At 64.3% G+C, this 17285-nt stretch carries 16 protein-coding genes, 1 tRNA gene, 1 pseudogene and 1 riboswitch; of the genes and pseudogenes, 7 read left to right on the forward strand and 11 right to left on the reverse strand.

Translation table 11 applies throughout. The annotated features are described in order from the left end of the window. Positions 1 to 12 precede the first annotated feature (12 nt). Positions 13 to 999 carry a threonine-phosphate decarboxylase CobD gene (gene cobD, locus RX331_RS30220; RefSeq protein ID WP_317253252.1) on the reverse strand — a complete coding sequence of 329 codons (987 nt, stop codon included), beginning with the start codon at positions 997 to 999 and terminating at the stop codon, positions 13 to 15. Here cobD and RX331_RS30225 point away from each other — a divergent pair. Both RX331_RS30225 and cbiB read left to right on the forward strand, forming a co-directional pair. Then, entirely contained in the window at positions 958 to 1875 is a 918-nt protein-coding gene (locus RX331_RS30225) for an ABC transporter substrate-binding protein (protein WP_317253253.1), read from the forward strand. The two genes, cobD and RX331_RS30225, sit on opposite strands and share 42 nt — an antisense overlap. Position 1876: 1 nt before the next feature. After that, positions 1877 to 2848 carry an adenosylcobinamide-phosphate synthase CbiB gene (cbiB, locus tag RX331_RS30230; protein ID WP_317253254.1) on the forward strand — a complete coding sequence of 324 codons (972 nt, stop codon included), beginning with the start codon at positions 1877 to 1879 and terminating at the stop codon, positions 2846 to 2848. Here cbiB and RX331_RS30235 read toward each other — a convergent pair. The 6 genes from RX331_RS30235 to RX331_RS30260 are packed head-to-tail and all read right to left on the reverse strand — an operon-like array spanning position 2821 to position 10667. Next, positions 2821 to 4308, reverse strand: a complete 1488-nt coding sequence (locus RX331_RS30235) for a cobyric acid synthase (protein ID WP_317253255.1) — start codon at positions 4306 to 4308, stop codon at positions 2821 to 2823. The genes cbiB and RX331_RS30235 overlap by 28 nt on opposite strands. Further along, complete coding sequence (gene cobO, locus RX331_RS30240; RefSeq protein WP_317253256.1) at positions 4308 to 4940, reverse strand: cob(I)yrinic acid a,c-diamide adenosyltransferase; 633 nt, start codon at positions 4938 to 4940, stop codon at positions 4308 to 4310. Before cobO ends, RX331_RS30235 begins: the two co-directional genes overlap by 1 nt. Next, positions 4937 to 8647 (reverse strand): cobaltochelatase subunit CobN, encoded by a 3711-nt coding sequence (gene cobN / locus RX331_RS30245; RefSeq protein WP_317253257.1) that lies wholly within the window; start codon positions 8645 to 8647, stop codon positions 4937 to 4939. Before cobN ends, cobO begins: the two co-directional genes overlap by 4 nt. An 18-nt stretch (positions 8648 to 8665) precedes the next feature. Then, the gene (gene cobW / locus RX331_RS30250; protein ID WP_317253258.1) at positions 8666 to 9679 is read right to left on the reverse strand and encodes a cobalamin biosynthesis protein CobW; all 1014 of its coding nucleotides are present in this window, start codon (positions 9677 to 9679) and stop codon (positions 8666 to 8668) included. Between the two features lie 14 nt (positions 9680 to 9693). Beyond that, complete coding sequence (gene cobU, locus RX331_RS30255; RefSeq protein ID WP_317253259.1) at positions 9694 to 10218, reverse strand: bifunctional adenosylcobinamide kinase/adenosylcobinamide-phosphate guanylyltransferase; 525 nt, start codon at positions 10216 to 10218, stop codon at positions 9694 to 9696. Further along, positions 10215 to 10667 (reverse strand): DUF1636 domain-containing protein, encoded by a 453-nt coding sequence (locus RX331_RS30260; protein ID WP_317253260.1) that lies wholly within the window; start codon positions 10665 to 10667, stop codon positions 10215 to 10217. Before RX331_RS30260 ends, cobU begins: the two co-directional genes overlap by 4 nt. Positions 10668 to 10776: 109 nt before the next feature. Further along, positions 10777 to 10968, reverse strand: a riboswitch (cobalamin riboswitch). 96 nt (positions 10969 to 11064) lie between these two features. Between RX331_RS30260 and cobT the strand changes: the two genes are divergently transcribed. Beyond that, positions 11065 to 12120: a nicotinate-nucleotide--dimethylbenzimidazole phosphoribosyltransferase gene (gene cobT / locus RX331_RS30265; protein WP_317253261.1), complete on the forward strand. Its 1056-nt coding sequence runs from the start codon at positions 11065 to 11067 to the stop codon at positions 12118 to 12120. A gap of 1 nt (position 12121) precedes the next feature. Then, positions 12122 to 12886, forward strand: a complete 765-nt coding sequence (locus RX331_RS30270; RefSeq protein WP_317253262.1) for an adenosylcobinamide-GDP ribazoletransferase — start codon at positions 12122 to 12124, stop codon at positions 12884 to 12886. Here the strand turns inward: RX331_RS30270 and RX331_RS30275 are convergent. Then, the gene (locus RX331_RS30275; RefSeq protein ID WP_317253263.1) at positions 12876 to 13418 is read right to left on the reverse strand and encodes a protein tyrosine phosphatase; all 543 of its coding nucleotides are present in this window, start codon (positions 13416 to 13418) and stop codon (positions 12876 to 12878) included. The two genes, RX331_RS30270 and RX331_RS30275, sit on opposite strands and share 11 nt — an antisense overlap. A gap of 169 nt (positions 13419 to 13587) precedes the next feature. Between RX331_RS30275 and RX331_RS30280 the strand changes: the two genes are divergently transcribed. Genes RX331_RS30280 through RX331_RS30290 form a run of 3 tightly spaced genes read left to right on the forward strand, consistent with a single transcriptional unit; the run spans position 13588 to position 14815 of the window. After that, positions 13588 to 13860 (forward strand): hypothetical protein, encoded by a 273-nt coding sequence (locus RX331_RS30280; protein WP_317253264.1) that lies wholly within the window; start codon positions 13588 to 13590, stop codon positions 13858 to 13860. A gap of 52 nt (positions 13861 to 13912) precedes the next feature. Next, a complete protein-coding gene (locus RX331_RS30285; protein WP_317253265.1) occupies positions 13913 to 14095 on the forward strand; it encodes a CbtB domain-containing protein in 183 nt (60 codons plus the stop codon). Positions 14096 to 14101: 6 nt separating this feature from the next. Next, positions 14102 to 14815 carry a CbtA family protein gene (locus RX331_RS30290; RefSeq protein ID WP_317253266.1) on the forward strand — a complete coding sequence of 238 codons (714 nt, stop codon included), beginning with the start codon at positions 14102 to 14104 and terminating at the stop codon, positions 14813 to 14815. Between the two features lie 88 nt (positions 14816 to 14903). Here the strand turns inward: RX331_RS30290 and RX331_RS39095 are convergent, their stop codons facing one another. The 3 genes and pseudogenes from RX331_RS39095 to RX331_RS30300 all read right to left on the reverse strand — a co-directional run bounded on the left by RX331_RS39095 (position 14904) and on the right by RX331_RS30300 (position 17003). Further along, positions 14904 to 15686 (reverse strand): alpha-amylase family glycosyl hydrolase, encoded by a 783-nt coding sequence (locus RX331_RS39095; protein ID WP_410708026.1) that lies wholly within the window; start codon positions 15684 to 15686, stop codon positions 14904 to 14906. Continuing rightward, positions 15571 to 16488: pseudogene (locus tag RX331_RS39100) on the reverse strand (alpha-amylase family glycosyl hydrolase). The gene RX331_RS39095 and the pseudogene RX331_RS39100 overlap by 116 nt, the downstream one beginning before the upstream one ends. 440 nt (positions 16489 to 16928) lie before the next feature. Then, a tRNA-Gln gene (locus RX331_RS30300) sits at positions 16929 to 17003 on the reverse strand. Positions 17004 to 17285: the final 282 nt, after the last annotated feature.

Below are 17285 nucleotides of genomic sequence, written 5' to 3' on the forward strand. Positions count from 1 at the left end.
GCGATGGTCGACCTAGTCGCTCAACGCAGCCGCCAGGCGGTCAAGACCGGCAGCGTCAGGCGGCAGCCCAAACCGCAGGAGGTCGCCAGCCCAGTCGAAACGCCGGCACCAGATATGCCGCCGCGCCAGCGCGGCGTGCAACTTCTGAGCATCGGGATGCCGGGCAAGCCGGAACAACGGCGTGCCTCCGGCAATCCCAAAGCCGGCCTTGGCCAAAACCTGGTCGAGCTTGCGGGCCTGCTGTTCGAGCGTGCCGCGCGCGTGATCGGCCCATGCTTGATCGCCGAGCGCCGCGGTACCGATCAACAGAGCCGGCCCGGAACACGGCCATGGCCCGAGCGCTTCAGCGATGCGCGCGATGATGTCAGGCGCACCGATCGCAAATCCCAGCCGCAATCCGGCGAGGCCATAGAATTTTCCGAACGAGCGCAAGATCACGATGGGCCAATCGGGGCACAACGCGACCGCACTGATCGCCGGATCGACATCGGCGAATGCTTCGTCGACGACAAGCCATCCGCCACGTTCCTTCAGTCGTGCCGCAATCCGCGTCAGCACGGCGCGATCGGTGGCGCGGCCATCGGGATTGTTGGGGTTGACGACGACCGCGTGGACGGCATCTGCGGGGCAAGCTGCGAGATCGTCGATCGCGATCACCGGATGCCCCGCATTGCGGCAGGCGAGCGCATGTTCGCCATAGGTCGGCCCGACGATCGCCACCGGCCCGGGCGCCGCCAGATAGGGCAGCAACTGAATCAGCGCCTGCGTCCCGGACGCCGCGGCGATGCCGGCACCGGCGGGCACGCCATAGGTTTTTCGCGCCGCTTCCAGCAATGCCTCCGATTCAGCGCGCGAGGGCAAACGCCGCCATGCGTGGTCCGGCAGATGCTGCGGAATTGGCCACGGCCAGGGGTTGATCCCGGTCGACAAATCCAGCCAACTGCCGGGATCGCCGCCATGGCGCGCGATTGCCTCGGTAAGGTCACCACCATGCTTCATGCGCGCTTCTTGCCATCATCGGCTTCAAAATGCGAGAGGCCGCGAAGCGTTCTTGTCGCCCTGACAGTTCTCTGCTGCATCGGCCTGCAAAGCACTTCATACGCCGCCGAGCTGCCGCGGATCGCCTCGATCAACCTGTGCACCGACCAGTGGCTGGTGACATTGGCGGACCCGGATCAAATTCTCGGCCTCAGCCCCTATTCCCGCGATCCAGCCCGCTCCTGGGACCCGGCCAAGGCCGCGCAATTCCCAAAACTCTCCGGGGAAGCCGAAGACGTCTTGGTTCTAAAGCCGGATGCTGTCCTCGCCGGGCGCTTCACCAAGCGCGCGACACGGGAGCTGCTGAAGGAAAAGGGACTGCGCGTTGTCGAATTTGACGCCGCTCGTTCATTGGATGATGTGAAAAAGCAAATTCGCCAGATGGGCGAACTCGTGCAGCATCCCGACCGCGCCGCCGCCGAGATCACACGGCTCAATGCAGCGATTGCGCATGCGCGCGAAGTGGTGTCACGCAGATCATATCGGGTGCTGGCACTGTCCAGGCGCGGCTGGGTTCCCGGCGGCGACAGCTTGATGAATTCGCTGCTGGCCACTGCAGGCCTCAGCAATGCAGCCGCCGATCTCGGCTTCAAACTGGGCGGATTTGCCTCGCTGGAAGCGATCGTCAGTTTGAGGCCCGATTTCCTGCTGGTATCAGAGGCCGGTGATGTTGCCGAAGACGAAGGCCGGGCTTTCCTGCTGCATCCGGCGCTGGAGCACTTCTATCCAGCATCGAAGCGTATCGTCGTCCCTGAAAAGCTGACCGTGTGCGGCGGCCCGAGATTGTCGGAAGCGCTCGATCGCCTCGCCTCCGAACTCGAACGCGTGGCGCACTGACGTGCTGATCTGGAGCGATACGCTCTATGTTGTCGTTGCGGCCCTGGCGTTCGACGCCTTCATCGGAGATCCCGACTGGCTATGGCGGCGGTTGCCGCATCCGGTAGCCCTGGGTGGCGCGCTCATTGGATTTCTCGATCGTAAGCTCAACCGCGACAAGCGGTCCCCTATGCACCGGAAATTGGCCGGTGTGAGTGTGATGATTTTGCTTCTGGCTGTTTCTGCAGTATCCGGTTTTTTGATCGAGCTGGCGTTGCGGCAGATCGCGTTCGGCCACCTTCTGGATGGATTGATCGCGTCGACGCTGATCGCGCAGCGGAGCCTCTATCAGCATGTCGCGCAGGTACGCGCGGCCTTCGCCGATGGCGGGCTCTCTGAAGCACGCCGCGCCGTTTCCATGATCGTCGGCCGCGATCCGGATCGGCTCGACGAGGCTGGCGTCAGCCGCGCGGCGATCGAATCCTGCGCCGAAAGCTTCTCCGACGGTGTGGTGGCGCCGGCATTCTGGCTGGCACTATTGGGACTGCCGGGCCTGATCGCCTACAAGGCCATCAATACCGCCGACTCCATAATCGGCCATCTCAGTCCGCGCTACCAGTCCTTCGGCTGGGCTGCCGCTAGGTTGGACGATCTCGTCAATTTGATCCCGGCGCGGCTATCGGGATTTCTAGTGGCGATGGTTGCACCGGTCGCAGGCGGTTCGACAATAGCAGCACTCAAGGTGATGTGGCGCGATGCCGGAAAGCATCGCTCTCCCAACGCCGGGTGGCCGGAAAGCGCCACCGCCGGCGCCCTTGGCCTGGCGCTGGCGGGGCCGCGCCGCTATGGCGAACGGGTCGTCGACGATGCCTTTCTCAATGCTGCGGCACGTAAAGACGCGACGCCCGGCGAGATCGGCCGCGCGCTCAACCTGTTGATCGCAGCTTGTCTGCTGCAGGCAGCAGTCTATGCCACGCTGGTGCTCGTTACCTGACGGCTGCGGGCAATCTTCAGGATTTGGCCCATGTCGAGATGCCGTTCCAGATGGTCGGCGAGGGCGTCCAGCGCCGCTTCGATGCGGGCCTCATAGGCCAGCGAAGATGCGATACCGAAATGCGCGAGCCAGGCCTTACGAAAGGCGTCACCGGTGAACAGGCCGTGGACATATGTCCCCTGCACGCGGCCATCGGCCGAGCTGGCGCCGTCGGCGCGGCCATCGATATCGAGCAAGGGCCGCGCGCAATCTTCGCCTTCGCTGCGGCCGAGATGAATTTCGTAGCCGCTGATCGCAGCGCCGGTCGAGCAATGCCTGCCACTCACCAGCGTAGTGGATTTGTCTGCGCTCATGACGGTCGTGATGTCGAGCAAGCCCAGGCCCTCGACTATGCCGGCCCGGCCATCCACGCCGTCCGGATCGGCGATGGTGCGGCCGAGCATTTGATAACCACCGCACAGCCCGAGCACATGGCCGCCACGGCGCACATGCGCCTTGATGTCGGTATCCCAGCCCTGCGCACGCAAAAAGGCAAGATCGCCGATCGTGGACTTGCTGCCGGGAAGAATGACGATTTGAGCCTCGGCGGGGATCGGCTCACCGGGCTTGACGAAGACCAGCTTGACGCCGGGCTCCATCCCGAGCGGATCGAGATCGTCGAAATTGGCGATGCGGGCGAGAACAGGCACCGCGATGACGCGTGTGGACGATGATCCATGTGCGCGGTCAAGGTCGACGGCATCTTCCGCCGGCAACCATCCTGCCTGCGGCAGCCACGGCACGACACCCAGCGAAGGCCAGCCCGTGAAGCGGGTGATCGACGCGAGCCCCTCGCCAAACAATCCAACGTCGCCGCGAAACTTGTTGACGATGAAGCCGTGGATCCGCGCCCGTTCGTCCGGCTCCAGAACCAGGTGCGTGCCGGCAAGGCTTGCAATGACGCCGCCGCGATCGATGTCCCCGAGCATCACCACGGGCACATTGGCGGCCGCGGCAAATCCCATATTGGCGATATCGCCGGCGCGAAGGTTGATCTCCGCCGGGCTGCCGGCACCTTCCACCAACACGATATCGGCATCTCGCGCGAGATGAGCGAAACTCTCCAGCACCGCCGGCAGCAGGGCGGTTTTCTTGTCCAGATAGTTTTTTGCGCGCAGCGTACCCCAGCGCTTTCCCTGCACGATGATTTGCGCGCCGGTGTCGCTCTCCGGCTTCAGTAGCACCGGGTTCATGTGAACGCTCGGCGGCACCCTAGCCGCCCTCGCCTGCACGGCCTGGGCGCGGCCGATCTCGCCGCCCTCGATTGCCACGGCGGCATTGTTCGACATGTTCTGCGGCTTGAACGGCGCGACTCTCAATCCACGTCGCACCAGCGCCCGGGCCAGCCCTGCGACGATCGTCGACTTGCCGGCGTTGGAGCCGGTGGCCTGGATCATCAGCGCAGGCGTCGGCTGCTCCATCAGAATTCGATACCTTTCTGGGCCTTCACGCCCGCGCGGAAGGGGTGCTTCACCAGCGTCATTTCGGTGACGAGATCGGCCATCTCGATCAGTTCCGGCTTGGCATTGCGGCCGGTGATGACGACATGCTTGTCGGCGGGCTTTTCCTCGCGCAGGAAGCTCAGGACGTCGTTGAGGTCGAGGTAATCGTAGCGCAGCACGATGTTGAGTTCGTCCAGCAACACCAGGCGATGGCGGTCGTCGCGGATGAGCTCCTTGGCGCGTTCCCAGCCTTTGGTGGCGGCGGCGATGTCGCGCTCGCGATCCTGGGTTTCCCAGGTGAAGCCTTCGCCCATGATGTGCAGCGTCACGAGCTCGGGGAATTTCGCCAGCACCTTGGCCTCGCCGGTGTCCCACGTCGGTGATTTGGTGAACTGCACGACCGCAACGGGATAGCCATGGCCGATGTGCCGAAACACCATACCGAGCGCGGCCGATGTTTTGCCCTTGCCGGTTCCGGTATTGACGATCAAGAGCCCCTTCTCGCCGGTCTTGGTTGCCATGATCTTGTCGCGCGCCGCCTTGTGCTTGCGCGCCTTCTCGCGGTGCCGTTCGTTCTCTGCTTGATCTGCTTCAGTTGGGATTCCGGTCATGCGATTTCCTTCTGCGCTATCGGCAAGAGTTCGGCGATCAGGTCGGCGGCGCGATTGGAGCGCGGGGTCCACAATCCGCGCCGGATCGCCTCGGCAAAACGCGCCGCAGTCTCACGCAGCGTCGCCGGGTTGGCTGATAGCATGAAGGCTCGTACGCGCTCGTCTTCCAGATAGGAAGCGAACAGTTGATCGAAATGATGGTTGGAAACGGCGTTGGTCGAGGTCGCGAAGCCAAACAGATAGTCCACCGTGGCCGCAATCTCGAATGCGCCCTTGTAGCCGTGGCGCATCACGCCGGCGATCCATTTCGGATTGGCGGCGCGGCCGCGCACGACCCGCGATATTTCGCGGCTGAGCGGCCGCGACAGCGGCGCTTCCGGCCGCGAGGTATCGATATGGGCAATCCGCGGCGCGCTGCCCCGCAGGGTTTGCACCGTTGCCGCCAGACCGCCCATGAACTGATAATAGTCGTCGGAATCCAGGATATCGTGTTCGCGATTGTCCTGGGTCTGCGCGACGAGATCGACGCCCTTGAGGCGCTCGGCGAAATCGTCCCGCGCGCTCTCGCCTTCGGTGCCGCTGCCATAGGCGAAACCGCCCCAATCGAGATAGACGTCGGCCAGATCGGCGCGACTGCTCCAGCCTCCCTCGTCCATCAGCGCCTGGAGACCCGCGCCATAGGCACCGGGCTTGGAGCCGAACACCCGATATGCGGCGCGGCGTTGCGCGGCCTTGCTATCCATCCCGCCGGCCTCGAGCGCCTTGCGCCGGATACGAACATTGGCGGCAATAGGGTTGGCTTCTTCCGGCTCATCGAGCATTGCGATGGCGTTGACGGCGCTTCCGATGATGTCCATCTGCGTCGGAAACGCGTCCCGGAATAGTCCTGATACGCGAAACGTCACGTCCACGCGCGGACGCTTCAATTCGCGGAGCGGCGTAATGGCAAATCCCGTGACCCGGCCCGACGTCTCTTCCCACAACGGCCGTGCGCCGATCAGGGCAAGCGCCTGGGCGACGTCGTCGCCGCCCGTGCGCATGTTGGCGGTGCCCCATACCGACAGCGCGATCGCGCGCGGCCATTCGCCGGCCTCCTGCCAATACGCTTCGACAAGGCGTTCCGCCGCCAGTTGCCCGATCCGCCATGCCGAAGGCGTCGGCACCGCCCGCACGTCGACTGCGAAAAAATTACGTCCCGTCGGCAGCACGTCCGGCCGTCCCCGTGTCGGCGCGCCGGATGGACCGGGCCGGACGAAACGAGCATCCAGCCCGCGCAGAAATGCGTTGATCTCGGCCGCCCCGCAGGCCTCGATGACGGGACGAAGCTTGGAATCGATCCAGTCCAGCACCACCCGCGTCCGGCTCCAGGCACCATCGCAGGGCTGCGCGCCGGCGACCAGTTGAAGAGCCAGCCATTCGATCCGCTCGACGGTGTCGCCCGCTGTACGCCATGCAGCGCTGCTTGCCCTTGCCAGGATAGCGGGACGCGGTCCTTCGAACCCGGCGGCGAGATTGCGGGTCAGCGGATCGAATTCGCCAAGGCCGAGATCGCGCGCCAGCGCCCGATGCAATGAAGCATCCTGCAGCTTCAGATCCGAGCGGGGGAGCCGCGCGATCGAAACGATGAGATCGTTACGCTGGCCATCGACTGGCGCGCGGCCAAATATATGAAGGCCGTCGCGGATCTGCATTTCCTTGAGATCGCAGAGATGGGCGTCGAGCGCGCGCAAGGCCTCGTTGATCGGCGTATCCCGCGCCACATTGACATCCGCATCGAGCCGCTGCGCCCGCGCCAGCGACAGGATGTCCTCCGCCAGAACGGTGGCCCGCTTCGGGTCGAGATCAGCGGCGAGCGCATATTCGTCAACCAGCGTCTCCAGCCGCGCCAGGTCGTCGTGCAATTCGGCGCGGGTCATCGGCGGCGTCAGATGATCGACAATGACCGCGCTGCTACGGCGCTTGCCCTGGATGCCCTCACCGGGATCGTTGACGATAAAGGGATACAAATGCGGCAACGGCCCCAGCACGGCATCCGGCAGGCAATCCGCAGATAGGCCGGTGCTCTTGCCGGGCAGCCATTCGAGATTGCCGTGCTTGCCCAGATGCACAATCGCATGCAGGCCGAATTCGCGCCGCAACCATAGATAAAACGCGAGATAGTGATGCGGCGGCACCAGATCCGGGTCGTGATAGCTGCTCTTGGGATCGATGTTGTAGCCGCGGGCCGGCTGCACGCCGATAACGACGTTGCCGAAGCGATGCAGTCCGAGGCGAAGTTCTCCCGCGACGACATGCGGGTCCTGCTGCGGTCTTCCCCATCGAGACTCGACGGCGCGCTGCACGTTCTCAGGCAGTTCAGCGAACGCAGCCGCATAATTCGCGAGTGGCCACGAAACGCCGCCGGAACGTAACGCGCGGCCCTTGATGGCGTTGGTGGGTCCTTCCTGCAACAGCGCCATCATGGCGGCGGCGTCATCCGGCGCCTCGCCGATGAGATAGCCTGCGCCGCGCATCGCGGCGAGAATATCGATCAGGCTTTGCGGCGTATCGAGGCCGACGCCGTTGGCGAGCCGGCCGTCGCGGTTGGGATAATTCGCGAGCACAATGGCGACGCGGCGCGCAGCCGGCTCGGCGCGGCGCAATCGTACCCAGGCTAGCGCGAGATCAGCCGTTGCATCGACGCGATCGGCCACCGGCTGGAATGTCGTCGGCGCGAAACCGGCCAAGCTCTCGCCGCGCTCCTTGAAGGCGATGACGTTGGCAAAGATGCGGCCATCGACTTCCGGCAGCACCACATGCATGGCGAGATCGCGCGGATTTAATCCGCGCGAGGAGCCTTCCCAATTCGCGCGGGATATGCCGGCCTGCGCCACCTGCAGAACCGGGCAGTCGGATGTCGCAAGGATGCCCGCGTCGTCGTCAGCGGTCGCCGTGGCAAACGCGGTGGCGTTGATGATGATGTCGGGCGGATACGCCGACAGCGCCGCGCGCAGGAATGCCGCCGACCGTTGATCTTTCAGGCTGGTGACGAACAGGCACACTGCATTGAGACCGCGCGCCAGAAGCGCTGCCCGCAGCGCATCGATGCCCGCGGTATCGCCGCCCGCCACCAGCGCACGGTAGAAGATGACGATGGCATTGGGGCGCTCATCGTTATCAGGTTCGCCGCGCCAGAAGCCGGCCGACGGCATCGGTCTTGCCTGCGGCGGCGCCTCGCCGTGTCCGATCAGATGCGCGGCGAAACGCAGCGCGAGCTCGGCATTCTCGACACCGCCCTCGCTGCAGTAGCGCCAGAGCGTGTGGGTTTCATCGCTTCCGAGCGTGCCGCGCGCCGCGAGGGCCGCGTTCCAGTCCATCTCGCCGGGTATGCACGCAAACAGCGCCCCACGGCGCAGTGCGTCGGCCCGCAGGCTTTCGACGCCGTGCGGCCAATAGCTTTCGCCGCCGAGCATCCGGAGCACCACGATCCTGGCCCGGCACAACGTGCGCTCGACATATAGGTCAACGGAAGCCGGGTGCCCGAGCGCGAGCAGATTGGTGAGTCGCAGGCTCGGAAAATCGCCGTCCAGCGCCGCATGGGCCGCACCGAAGGCGGCGAGGTCGCTATCGGCCGCTGACAGCACGACGATATCGGCGGGCTCCTGCCCGAGATCGCGGGCGACGTCGCCATCATCGATACTACCGCTACTGTCGAGCTTCAGGTGCATCCGCGTGGAGGTCCCCTGCTACCCCTGCAGCGCCCGGCGAACCGCATCGCCGTCAAAACCCTTCAGGCCGATCACTACGAGATGCTGTGCCTGCATCGCGTCGGGCCGCGCGAATGCGAGGTCAACCCGCCCGCCGACGCCCTGCACCACGATCGGAGCCGACTTGTCGGCGATGCGGGCGTGCCCCTTGACGCGCAACACGCCAGTGAGATTCAGGGCACTAGTGACGCGCGCGCGCATGGCATCGACGCTAGCGGCCGCGGGCGGCATCACGACGATGCTGTCGAAATCGTCGTGATCGTGCTGCTCCTCCTCGCCGTGGTGGCCGGCGCGCGCTGCCATGTCGTCTTCCGCGGCGGCGTTCAGGCCGATCAAAACCGGCGCCGCCATATCGCCCTTGGAACGCACCATGTTGACGCCGGGCCGCAGCACGGCTTTGAGACGCGCCTCGATCCCAGCCAGCGCCGCCGGTGAAACCAGATCGCTCTTGGAAAGCACCACCAGATCGGCGCAGGCAAGCTGATCTTCGAATACCTCCTCGATCGGATCGTCGTGATCGAGGGAATCGTCGGCGGCCCGTTGCGCGGCAACGGCATCCTCGTCGATGGTGACGCGGCCTTCCGACAGCGCCAATGCATCAACCACCGTGACCACGCCGTCGACCGTGGCGCGGGTGCGCACCGCGGGCCAGTCGAATGCCTTCAACAGCGGTTGCGGCAACGCCAGGCCCGACGTCTCGATGACGATGGCATCCAGCGGCCGGTCGCGCGTCAGCAGTTTGTCCATGGTCGGAATGAAATCATCGGCGACCGCGCAACAGATGCAGCCGTTGGTGAGTTCGACGATATCGCCGGGCGCGCAGGCCCTTGCGGCGCACTCCTCGACCAGTCCCCCGTCAAATCCGGCATCGCCGAACTCATTGACGATCACGGCGATCCGGCGGCCATCGGCCTGCGTCAGCAGCGAACGCAGCAGCGTGGTCTTGCCGGCGCCGAGAAATCCGGTGAGCACGGTGACGGGGACACGGGACATTTCAATATTCTCCTTTAAGTCGAGCGCTTCAGCCAGAGCGGAAGCCCGGCGGCGATGAAAACAACATTGGGGACGGTGGCGGCGACGATCTGGTTGAGGCGGCCCTGGGCATCGCGAAAGCTGCGGCCGAGCGGCGTCTCGGGCACGAGACCAAGGCCGACCTCGTTTGACACCAGGACGACGGGATATTGGGCCACGCCGAGAAATCGCGTGAACCGGCGCGCTTCCACTTCGGGGTCGCGCCCCGCAAGCATCAGGTTTGACAGCCACAAGGTCAGGCAGTCCACCAGCACGGCACGGCCATGGATGGCCTCCCGGGTCAGCGCATCGACCAGCGCCAGCGGCTCCTCGACGGTGATCCAACCGTCGCCCCGCCGCTGACGATGATGGGCGATGCGCGAGCGCATCTCGTCGTCGCCCGCAGTCGCGGTGGCGAGGTAGATCCGCGCAAGTCCGCTGTCCGCGACCAATCGCTCGGCGAACGCGGATTTGCCAGAGCGCGCGCCGCCCAGCACCAGCGTGGTGGCAAGAACAGTCATTTCGGTGCGCTGCCGTCGTCCGGCGACCAGCGCATCGGCGGCACGCGCGCCACCATGCCCTTGCGCAGAACTTCCGCCCGCTCGCGCCACGGCACCAGGCCGTAGTCGGAGTTACGGTAGGACTCGACAAACGATACGAGGGCCGCAGTGCCGCTCTCGGTCTGCAGATCGCCGAACAAGAACGTGTAACCATCAGCACTTGACACCGCGACGGTTGCGGGCCGCTTGCAGACGCTAAGGCATTGCACCGGCCGCACCTGAACGTGATCGGACGAACCGATCGCGGCCTTGACCGCTTCAAACATATCGGGGCCGACCACGGCGCCGCCATCGGCGTTCCTGCAGGTGATGCACACGCTCACGAAGGTAGGGCCGCTCGGTGCGTTCGCACGCGCAGCTTCGACCAACGCCAAATCAGCGGGATTTTGCTCAGCCTTTTCGCGATCCATCACAGGCTCACATCACGGCCGTCGGGCCACGAGCTTTGTTGGGTCGCGCCGACGGCTCATCGCCGTCAGGCTCGCTCCCGTCCGGTGCACCCCGCCCCGACGACGCCTCCAAAGCACAGTTCGTGATGGCAGGTCTCCTGGCTCGCGGGTCGTTGCCGTCAGCCGCCTTCCCGGGAATCCCAGTGGCATCGGCTCGGGGCTCGTCGCTTACAGTTGCGGGGGCAGCGCCGGCATTGAGAGAACTCGCACCGGCTTCCCTTTTCACCTCCCTCGCGGGAGGACCATCGCGGATGACGCTAGCCGCCGCGGTAGCCGGGGTCAACCGGTGCGGCCCTTGGGTCAGATCGGATTGACCTGACATGGGCTGTTGGGTCAGGTAGGCCCGGAAAGGAACCCCATGACGACCGAATCCCGACCGCTTTGGCAGCCGCCTTTCGTTCCCCCGCTCAATCAGGAGTTGGAGGCAACGATGCGCGCGCGAATCGACGGGAAGGCCAAGCCTTTGGGGTCGCTCGGGCGCATCGAGGACCTCGCTGTGCGGCTTGGCATGATCGCGCATCCAGCGGCTCCCAAAGCCGACAAGGCCGTGCTGCTGGTCTTCGCCGGCGACCACGGTCTCACCGAGGAAGGCGTGTCGCAATATCCGTCGGCGGTGACAGTCGCGATGGTGAGGACCTATCTGGCGGGCCGCGCCAGCGCCAATGCCTTTGCCACCGCGGGCGATGTTGGGATTCGCGTCGTGGACGCCGGGGTGGCCGCCGAACTGCCCGCGCATCCCAATTTGATCGACGCCAAGATCCGGATGGGTACCGCCAACGCCGCACGCGAACCGGCAATGACGATGCGACAGGCCGAAGATGCGCTGGCCAAGGGCTGCGCGCTCGCGATGGCCGAGATCGCCGCGGGCGCCGATATCATCGCGCTCGGCGAAATGGGCATCGGCAACACCGCCTCCTCCGCCCTGCTGGTGCATCGCCTGGCACCGGCGCCGCTTGATGAATGTATTGGGACCGGCGCCGGGCAGGATGATCCGGGCATGGCACGCAAGCGGGCCGCCATCGCCAAAGCCGCGGCGCGCAGCGATGCCAGCTCTCCACTGGACGTCCTCAGCGAGTTCGGCGGGCTCGAAATTGCGATGATGGCCGGCGCGGTGCTGGGCGCGGCCTCAAAGCGGCGGCCGGTCGTCATCGATGGCTTCATCTCCAGTGCGGCCGCGCTGGTGGCCATTCGGCTCTGTCCCGCTGCGCGCGATTATTGCGTGCTCGCGCATCGCTCCGCCGAAAAGGGCCACGACATCGTGCTCGCCGCGTTCGGCGCAAAGCCGCTGCTCGATCTTGGGCTGCGGCTCGGTGAAGGCACAGGTGCCCTCCTCGCCGTGCCGCTGGTGCGCGCGGCCGCGCGGCTCGTGACCGACGTCGCCGACCTCAGCGACGTTCTGGCCGGGAATATCTGACATGAACGAGACCGAGCGCTTCTTCGATGCGGTGCGGTTTCTCACCATCCTGCCCACGCCGCCGACAAAAGCCGCGCCCCAGCCGGACTGGCTGGCCCGATCCCTAAAATATTTTCCGCTGGTCGGAAGCGGCATCGGCGCCGGCTCGGCGATCGTTCTGCTGCTTGCCGGCCAAATCTGGGGGCCATTTGTTGCCGCGATGCTGGCGATCATCGCCGCCGCCGTCATCACCTCCGCGCTGCACGAGGACGGCCTCGCCGATACCATCGATGCCTTCGGCGGCGGCTGGACCGTCGAACGACGGCTGGAGATCATGAAGGACAGCCGAATCGGAACCTACGGCGCGCTAGCCCTGGGTTTTGGCGTCGCCTTGCGCATAGCGGCGCTGACGCAGTTGCCCTTATGGGCCGGCGCCTTCGCACTGGTCGCGAGCCACGCCGCAGCACGCGCCACGCCGGGGTTTGTCATCAACGCCATGAGCTACACGGGCGATACCACGGCAATGAAAGTCAACTATGCCGAGGTGCCCGTTCGTGCTGAGGAAATACGGTTTGCCCTGATCACCGTCGTTATTGCCGCGCTGCCGCTGGCGTTCATTTCCGCCTTTTCGGTGCTTTCCGGAGCGCTGCTCGGCGCCACGCTGGCCGCTGCCCTCGCGATATGGTCGCGACGGCTGATCGGCGGATACACCGGCGACGTTCTCGGCGCCATTGAACAGGTATTCGAGATCGGGTTCCTGCTCGGCGTCGCCGCCATCATCCGATAGGCCACGACAACGGGAGCTGATATGGTTTGCCTTCGAAAGCGTCGGCACCGCGGCCGATCCGATCGATCGCTTCCGCCATCCGGCCGCCTCGTCCGAGCAAATCATCGGCCAGCGACACCATCAGCCGGTTCGGCGTCACCGATGGCGCACGGCGTCGCAATTCCTCCGCGATGTCGCGCTCGAAGCCCGGATTGCGGTCGCAGGCGATCACATAGGCCGCAGCGCTTGAGCGGCTGATGCCGGCCCAACAATGGATCAGCAGGGCGCGGTCGCCCGCCTCACGCCCGAAATCCAGGATCGCCTTCATCGTGGCACTGTCCGGCGCGACGAAGCCCGGCACGGCCTCCGTGATGTCATGAAACGACAATTCCCGGTGTCGCTCGCACGCAAGCGCTCGATGGTCCTCGCCTCCATGATCCGGCGACAGCAGGGTCAACAGATCGAACCGGTTAAGCCCCGCCGCAACGCCGGAGAGCCCGCTGAGCGGGCAGACGTAAAGGCATGGCGGGCCCTCGGAAGTTTCCGCGATCATGGCGTTGTCCCCGGCGAGAACCACATCGCAAACTGGAGTGAGCGAAACCCGTTGCCGGTATCGCCAGTCACAAACGTGGCATCGGATGGTGTAAGGAGTCAATCGATTGCCGCCTTCCTGCGAGACAGCAAGCCCCCTAAGTTGCCGCGCGACCACTGAAGATCGATTGATGCCATCAAGCAAACCACCCATCTGGCGGAATGACATCGATGCGCTGGCATTTCAGCCGGAGGAGCACAATGGCCGCTGCATGGTGCACCGCCGGGCGTTCCGCACCTTGTTGCGGGCAATGCCGTCACCACGACAATGCATCGAATTCTTCAACGCTCATCAGGAGGCGTTTCAGGCGGCGGCCCGTGCAAAATTGCTGCGGAGACAGGTGGCGACGACAGCGAACTTCCACCTGACGAGCCGGGATGTCTCCCGGGAGCTAAAAAATTGAGGTCGCGCTCGCATTCTTTCTGGGCTAAAGATGAGCATCTTCGAGGACAGCCATGCAACAATCCCAGACCGCCAACGCCCCCTTCAGCACCGTCAATTCAAACACCATTGCTCAGGCTGTGCTGGCGATGGCCTTGGGGCTCTTCATCGTCGGCGTGGTCGGCTTCTCGCATATCAGTGCGGTTCATAATGCCGCGCACGATGTCCGCCACGCCAACGCGTTTCCCTGTCACTGACGACGAATGCCGGTTTTCAGGTCGATCGTATTTTCAGCTGCGCTGGCCGGCTTGATCGTGGGCGTGGTTATTTCGATTGCGCAGTTCGTTGGCACCGTGCCGCTGATCCAGCAGAGCGAGGTCTATGAACGCAGGGCCGCAGCGCCGGCGACCCAAGACCACGCCTCGCCCGCCAACGATCAAGACAAGGCCCATCATCCCGAGAGCGCGTGGGAGCCTGAGGAAGGCTTCCAGCGCAACGCCTTCACCGTCGGCGCCAATATTCTGACCGCGATCGGTTTTGCGCTGCTGCTCACCGGTGTGTATGCGATCCGGGGCCGGCACGTGACATGGCGGGAGGGCCTGCTATGGGGCCTTGCCGGCTTTGTCGTTTTCACGGCTGCGCCGGGCCTCGGCTTACCCCCCGAATTGCCGGGCATGCCGGTAGCTGATCTAACGGCACGGCAGATCTGGTGGATCGCGACTGCCGCCGCCACGGCAGGAGGGCTTTGCCTCTTGGCTCTCAGCCCGGCCGCCTGGTCGGCGGTTCTCGGCCTGGCCCTGATCGCGCTGCCGCATCTGATCGGTGCACCGCTGGCTCCGGAATCTCACAGCGCGGTCCCTGCCGCGCTCTCGCATCGATTTATCGTCGTGGTGACGCTCACCAGCCTGTTGTTCTGGGCACTTTTGGGCGTCGCGACCAGCCTGGCGTTCGAACGTATCTCGCGTTCGCAATCATAGTCGCCAGCAACAGATTGAAAACCGTACGGCCCGGGCCGCGCTCACCGCCGAGGACCGATGCGCGTCGCTCGGTCGCGCGGCACAGGCCTCAGAGTTCGATGATGAGTCCCTCATCGCCCCGAAGCAAGATGCTGTTTGCCACCCTCTCACCGTCCCGGTCCGCTCCCGTGGACACCAAAACCGCTGCAGGCGTGCCCTGCTCAAAGCCGAGAACCTGGGGCTCGCTGGTCAGATTCAGGACAATGAGCAGCTTGGTATCACCGAGCTCACGGAAATAGACCAACAGGTCCTCGTCGACAAAGCGCGGCCTATAGGAGCCAATTGATAGCGCGGGCATTTCCTTGCGAAGGCGCAGCAGGCGCCGATAAAGATTCCAGATTGAAGTTGCATCCTCACGCAGGTTCACAACGTTTTCCGATTGCCAATTGTCGGCAAGCGGAAGCCATGGATCGATGTTGCTGAAACCGGCGCTAGCACTCGCGTCCCACGGCATGGGAGTTCGACAGCCGTCCCTGCCAACACCGATTCCGGGGACGTTGCGCTCGAACGGATCGCACACGCGGTGGCGGGGAATTGCGACCTGACGCATTCCCAGTTCGTCGCCGTAGTAGATCGTGGGCGTGCCTCGCAGAGTCAGCAGCAGCATGGCCGCGACGGCCGCCTGCCCTTTGCCGACGCGGCCGCCAATCCGCGTTCGATCGTGATTGCCAAGCACCCAGTTTGGCCATCCGCCTTTTGGCAAGGCGCCTTCGTAGTCAGCGATCAGCGCCTGAATGCACCTCGCGTCCCAGCGAACGCCAAGCAGCGCGAAGTTGAACGGCAGGTGGACACCGCCGAGGTCTCGACCGTAATAGGCAACCAGGCGCTCCACTGGCAGGTATATCTCCCCGATCAGCAGACGGTCTGAACTCATCGACGGTACGACGCAGCACCGCGATAACGTCGTGCACCTCCGGGAGATCGGTCGTGTAGAGCGGAGCGAGCGCTTCATTCGGCGGCTTGCCCTTCTGATAATTCGGATTGCGCGGGTTGTCGCGAAAGGCTTCGTCCTTGAGCAGGTGCCAGATCACGTCGACGCGAAAGCCATCGACGCCCTTGCGCATCCAGAAGCGAAGCACATCGCACATCGCCTCCACCACTTCCGGATTTCGCCAGTTCAGGTCGGGCTGGGAGTTTAGAAAGGCATGGTAGTAATACTGGCCGGAAGCCTCGTCCAACTTCCAGGCGCTGCCAGAACTCGGACAGCCAATTGTTGGGGGACCGCGGCCCGGCGCCGGGTCGCGCCAGATATACCAATCGCGCTTGGCGCTTGTCCGCGAGCTGCGGCTTTCGATGAACCAAGGATGCTGGTCAGAAGAATGGTTCGGAACGAAATCGAGGATCACCCTGATTCTGCGCGCGTGCGCTTCCGCGACCAACCGTTCGAAATCGCCGATGTTGCCGAAGATGGGATCGATATCAACGTAATCGGAGATGTCCTAGCCCAAGTCGGCCATTGGTGAGCGGAAAATCGGCGAGATCCAGATCGCATCGACGCCGAGATCGACGAAGTACGACAGCCTCTTGCTGATTCCATTGAGGTCCCCCACGCCATCATTATCCGTGTCCTGAAAAGACCTCGGATATACCTGATAGATGACGGCGGATTCCCACCACGGCCTGGATCCACTCATTTGCAGTCAACCATTCCGATTCATGGATCACGAAGCCCGGCTTCTTCGTCGCAGATGGTGGAGGAAGCGCTTGCGCGGTTGTGTATCGTTTCCGGCTTGTCGGGCAATCATGCCTCGTGAGACAGGCCCTTGATCCCGCTTCACCGCGCTTTGGGCACGGCGTTGTCGTGGCACGCTGGCGGGCATCTGCGATCTCCTGTGCTGGCGACCAACGCTTCCGCCGAACACCCGTTCCCCGGGCCTGCAACGGGACGCTTTCGCCGTCAGCAACGTAATTCCCTGCGTGCGAGCATCGCCTCCTGCAGAGGATTCGATGAGGCATGAACACAAACGAGCGCGGGCGATGATCGCATGACTTGATCCAGGGCGTCCGCCCACTGGGTTCAGAAATCCACGCGAAAAACAAAGTCGTTTCGGAAGAAAATTCAGGACGTTAGCGCTGGCTGGGGCGGGAGGGATCGAACCTCCGAATGGCGGAATCAAAATCCGCTGCCTTACCGCTTGGCTACGCCCCAACGGCCCGGGCCGAACGCGCCGGGGAATTGCGCCCCTCGCGAACCGGTTTCGGACAACGTCGGTCTATAGAGGGACTTCAGCCATTTCAACTGGTTAGAAGCGCGAATCTCGCCGGAAATCCGCCTCGTCCAGCACGAGCCTTTATATTATGACCGTCTACGCGAAATCCGCGGCCGGTTTCGCGCCCCGGGCGCGGCCGAATACCACCCGGCGGAGAGTTGAGAGAACCCCGGTTTCGTGGGAAGACGGCGGCAGCTCATTATCCCAAAAGCGAGATTTCG

It is taken from the genome of Bradyrhizobium sp. BWA-3-5 (genome assembly GCF_032917985.1).
GTDB lineage: Bacteria > Pseudomonadota > Alphaproteobacteria > Rhizobiales > Xanthobacteraceae > Bradyrhizobium.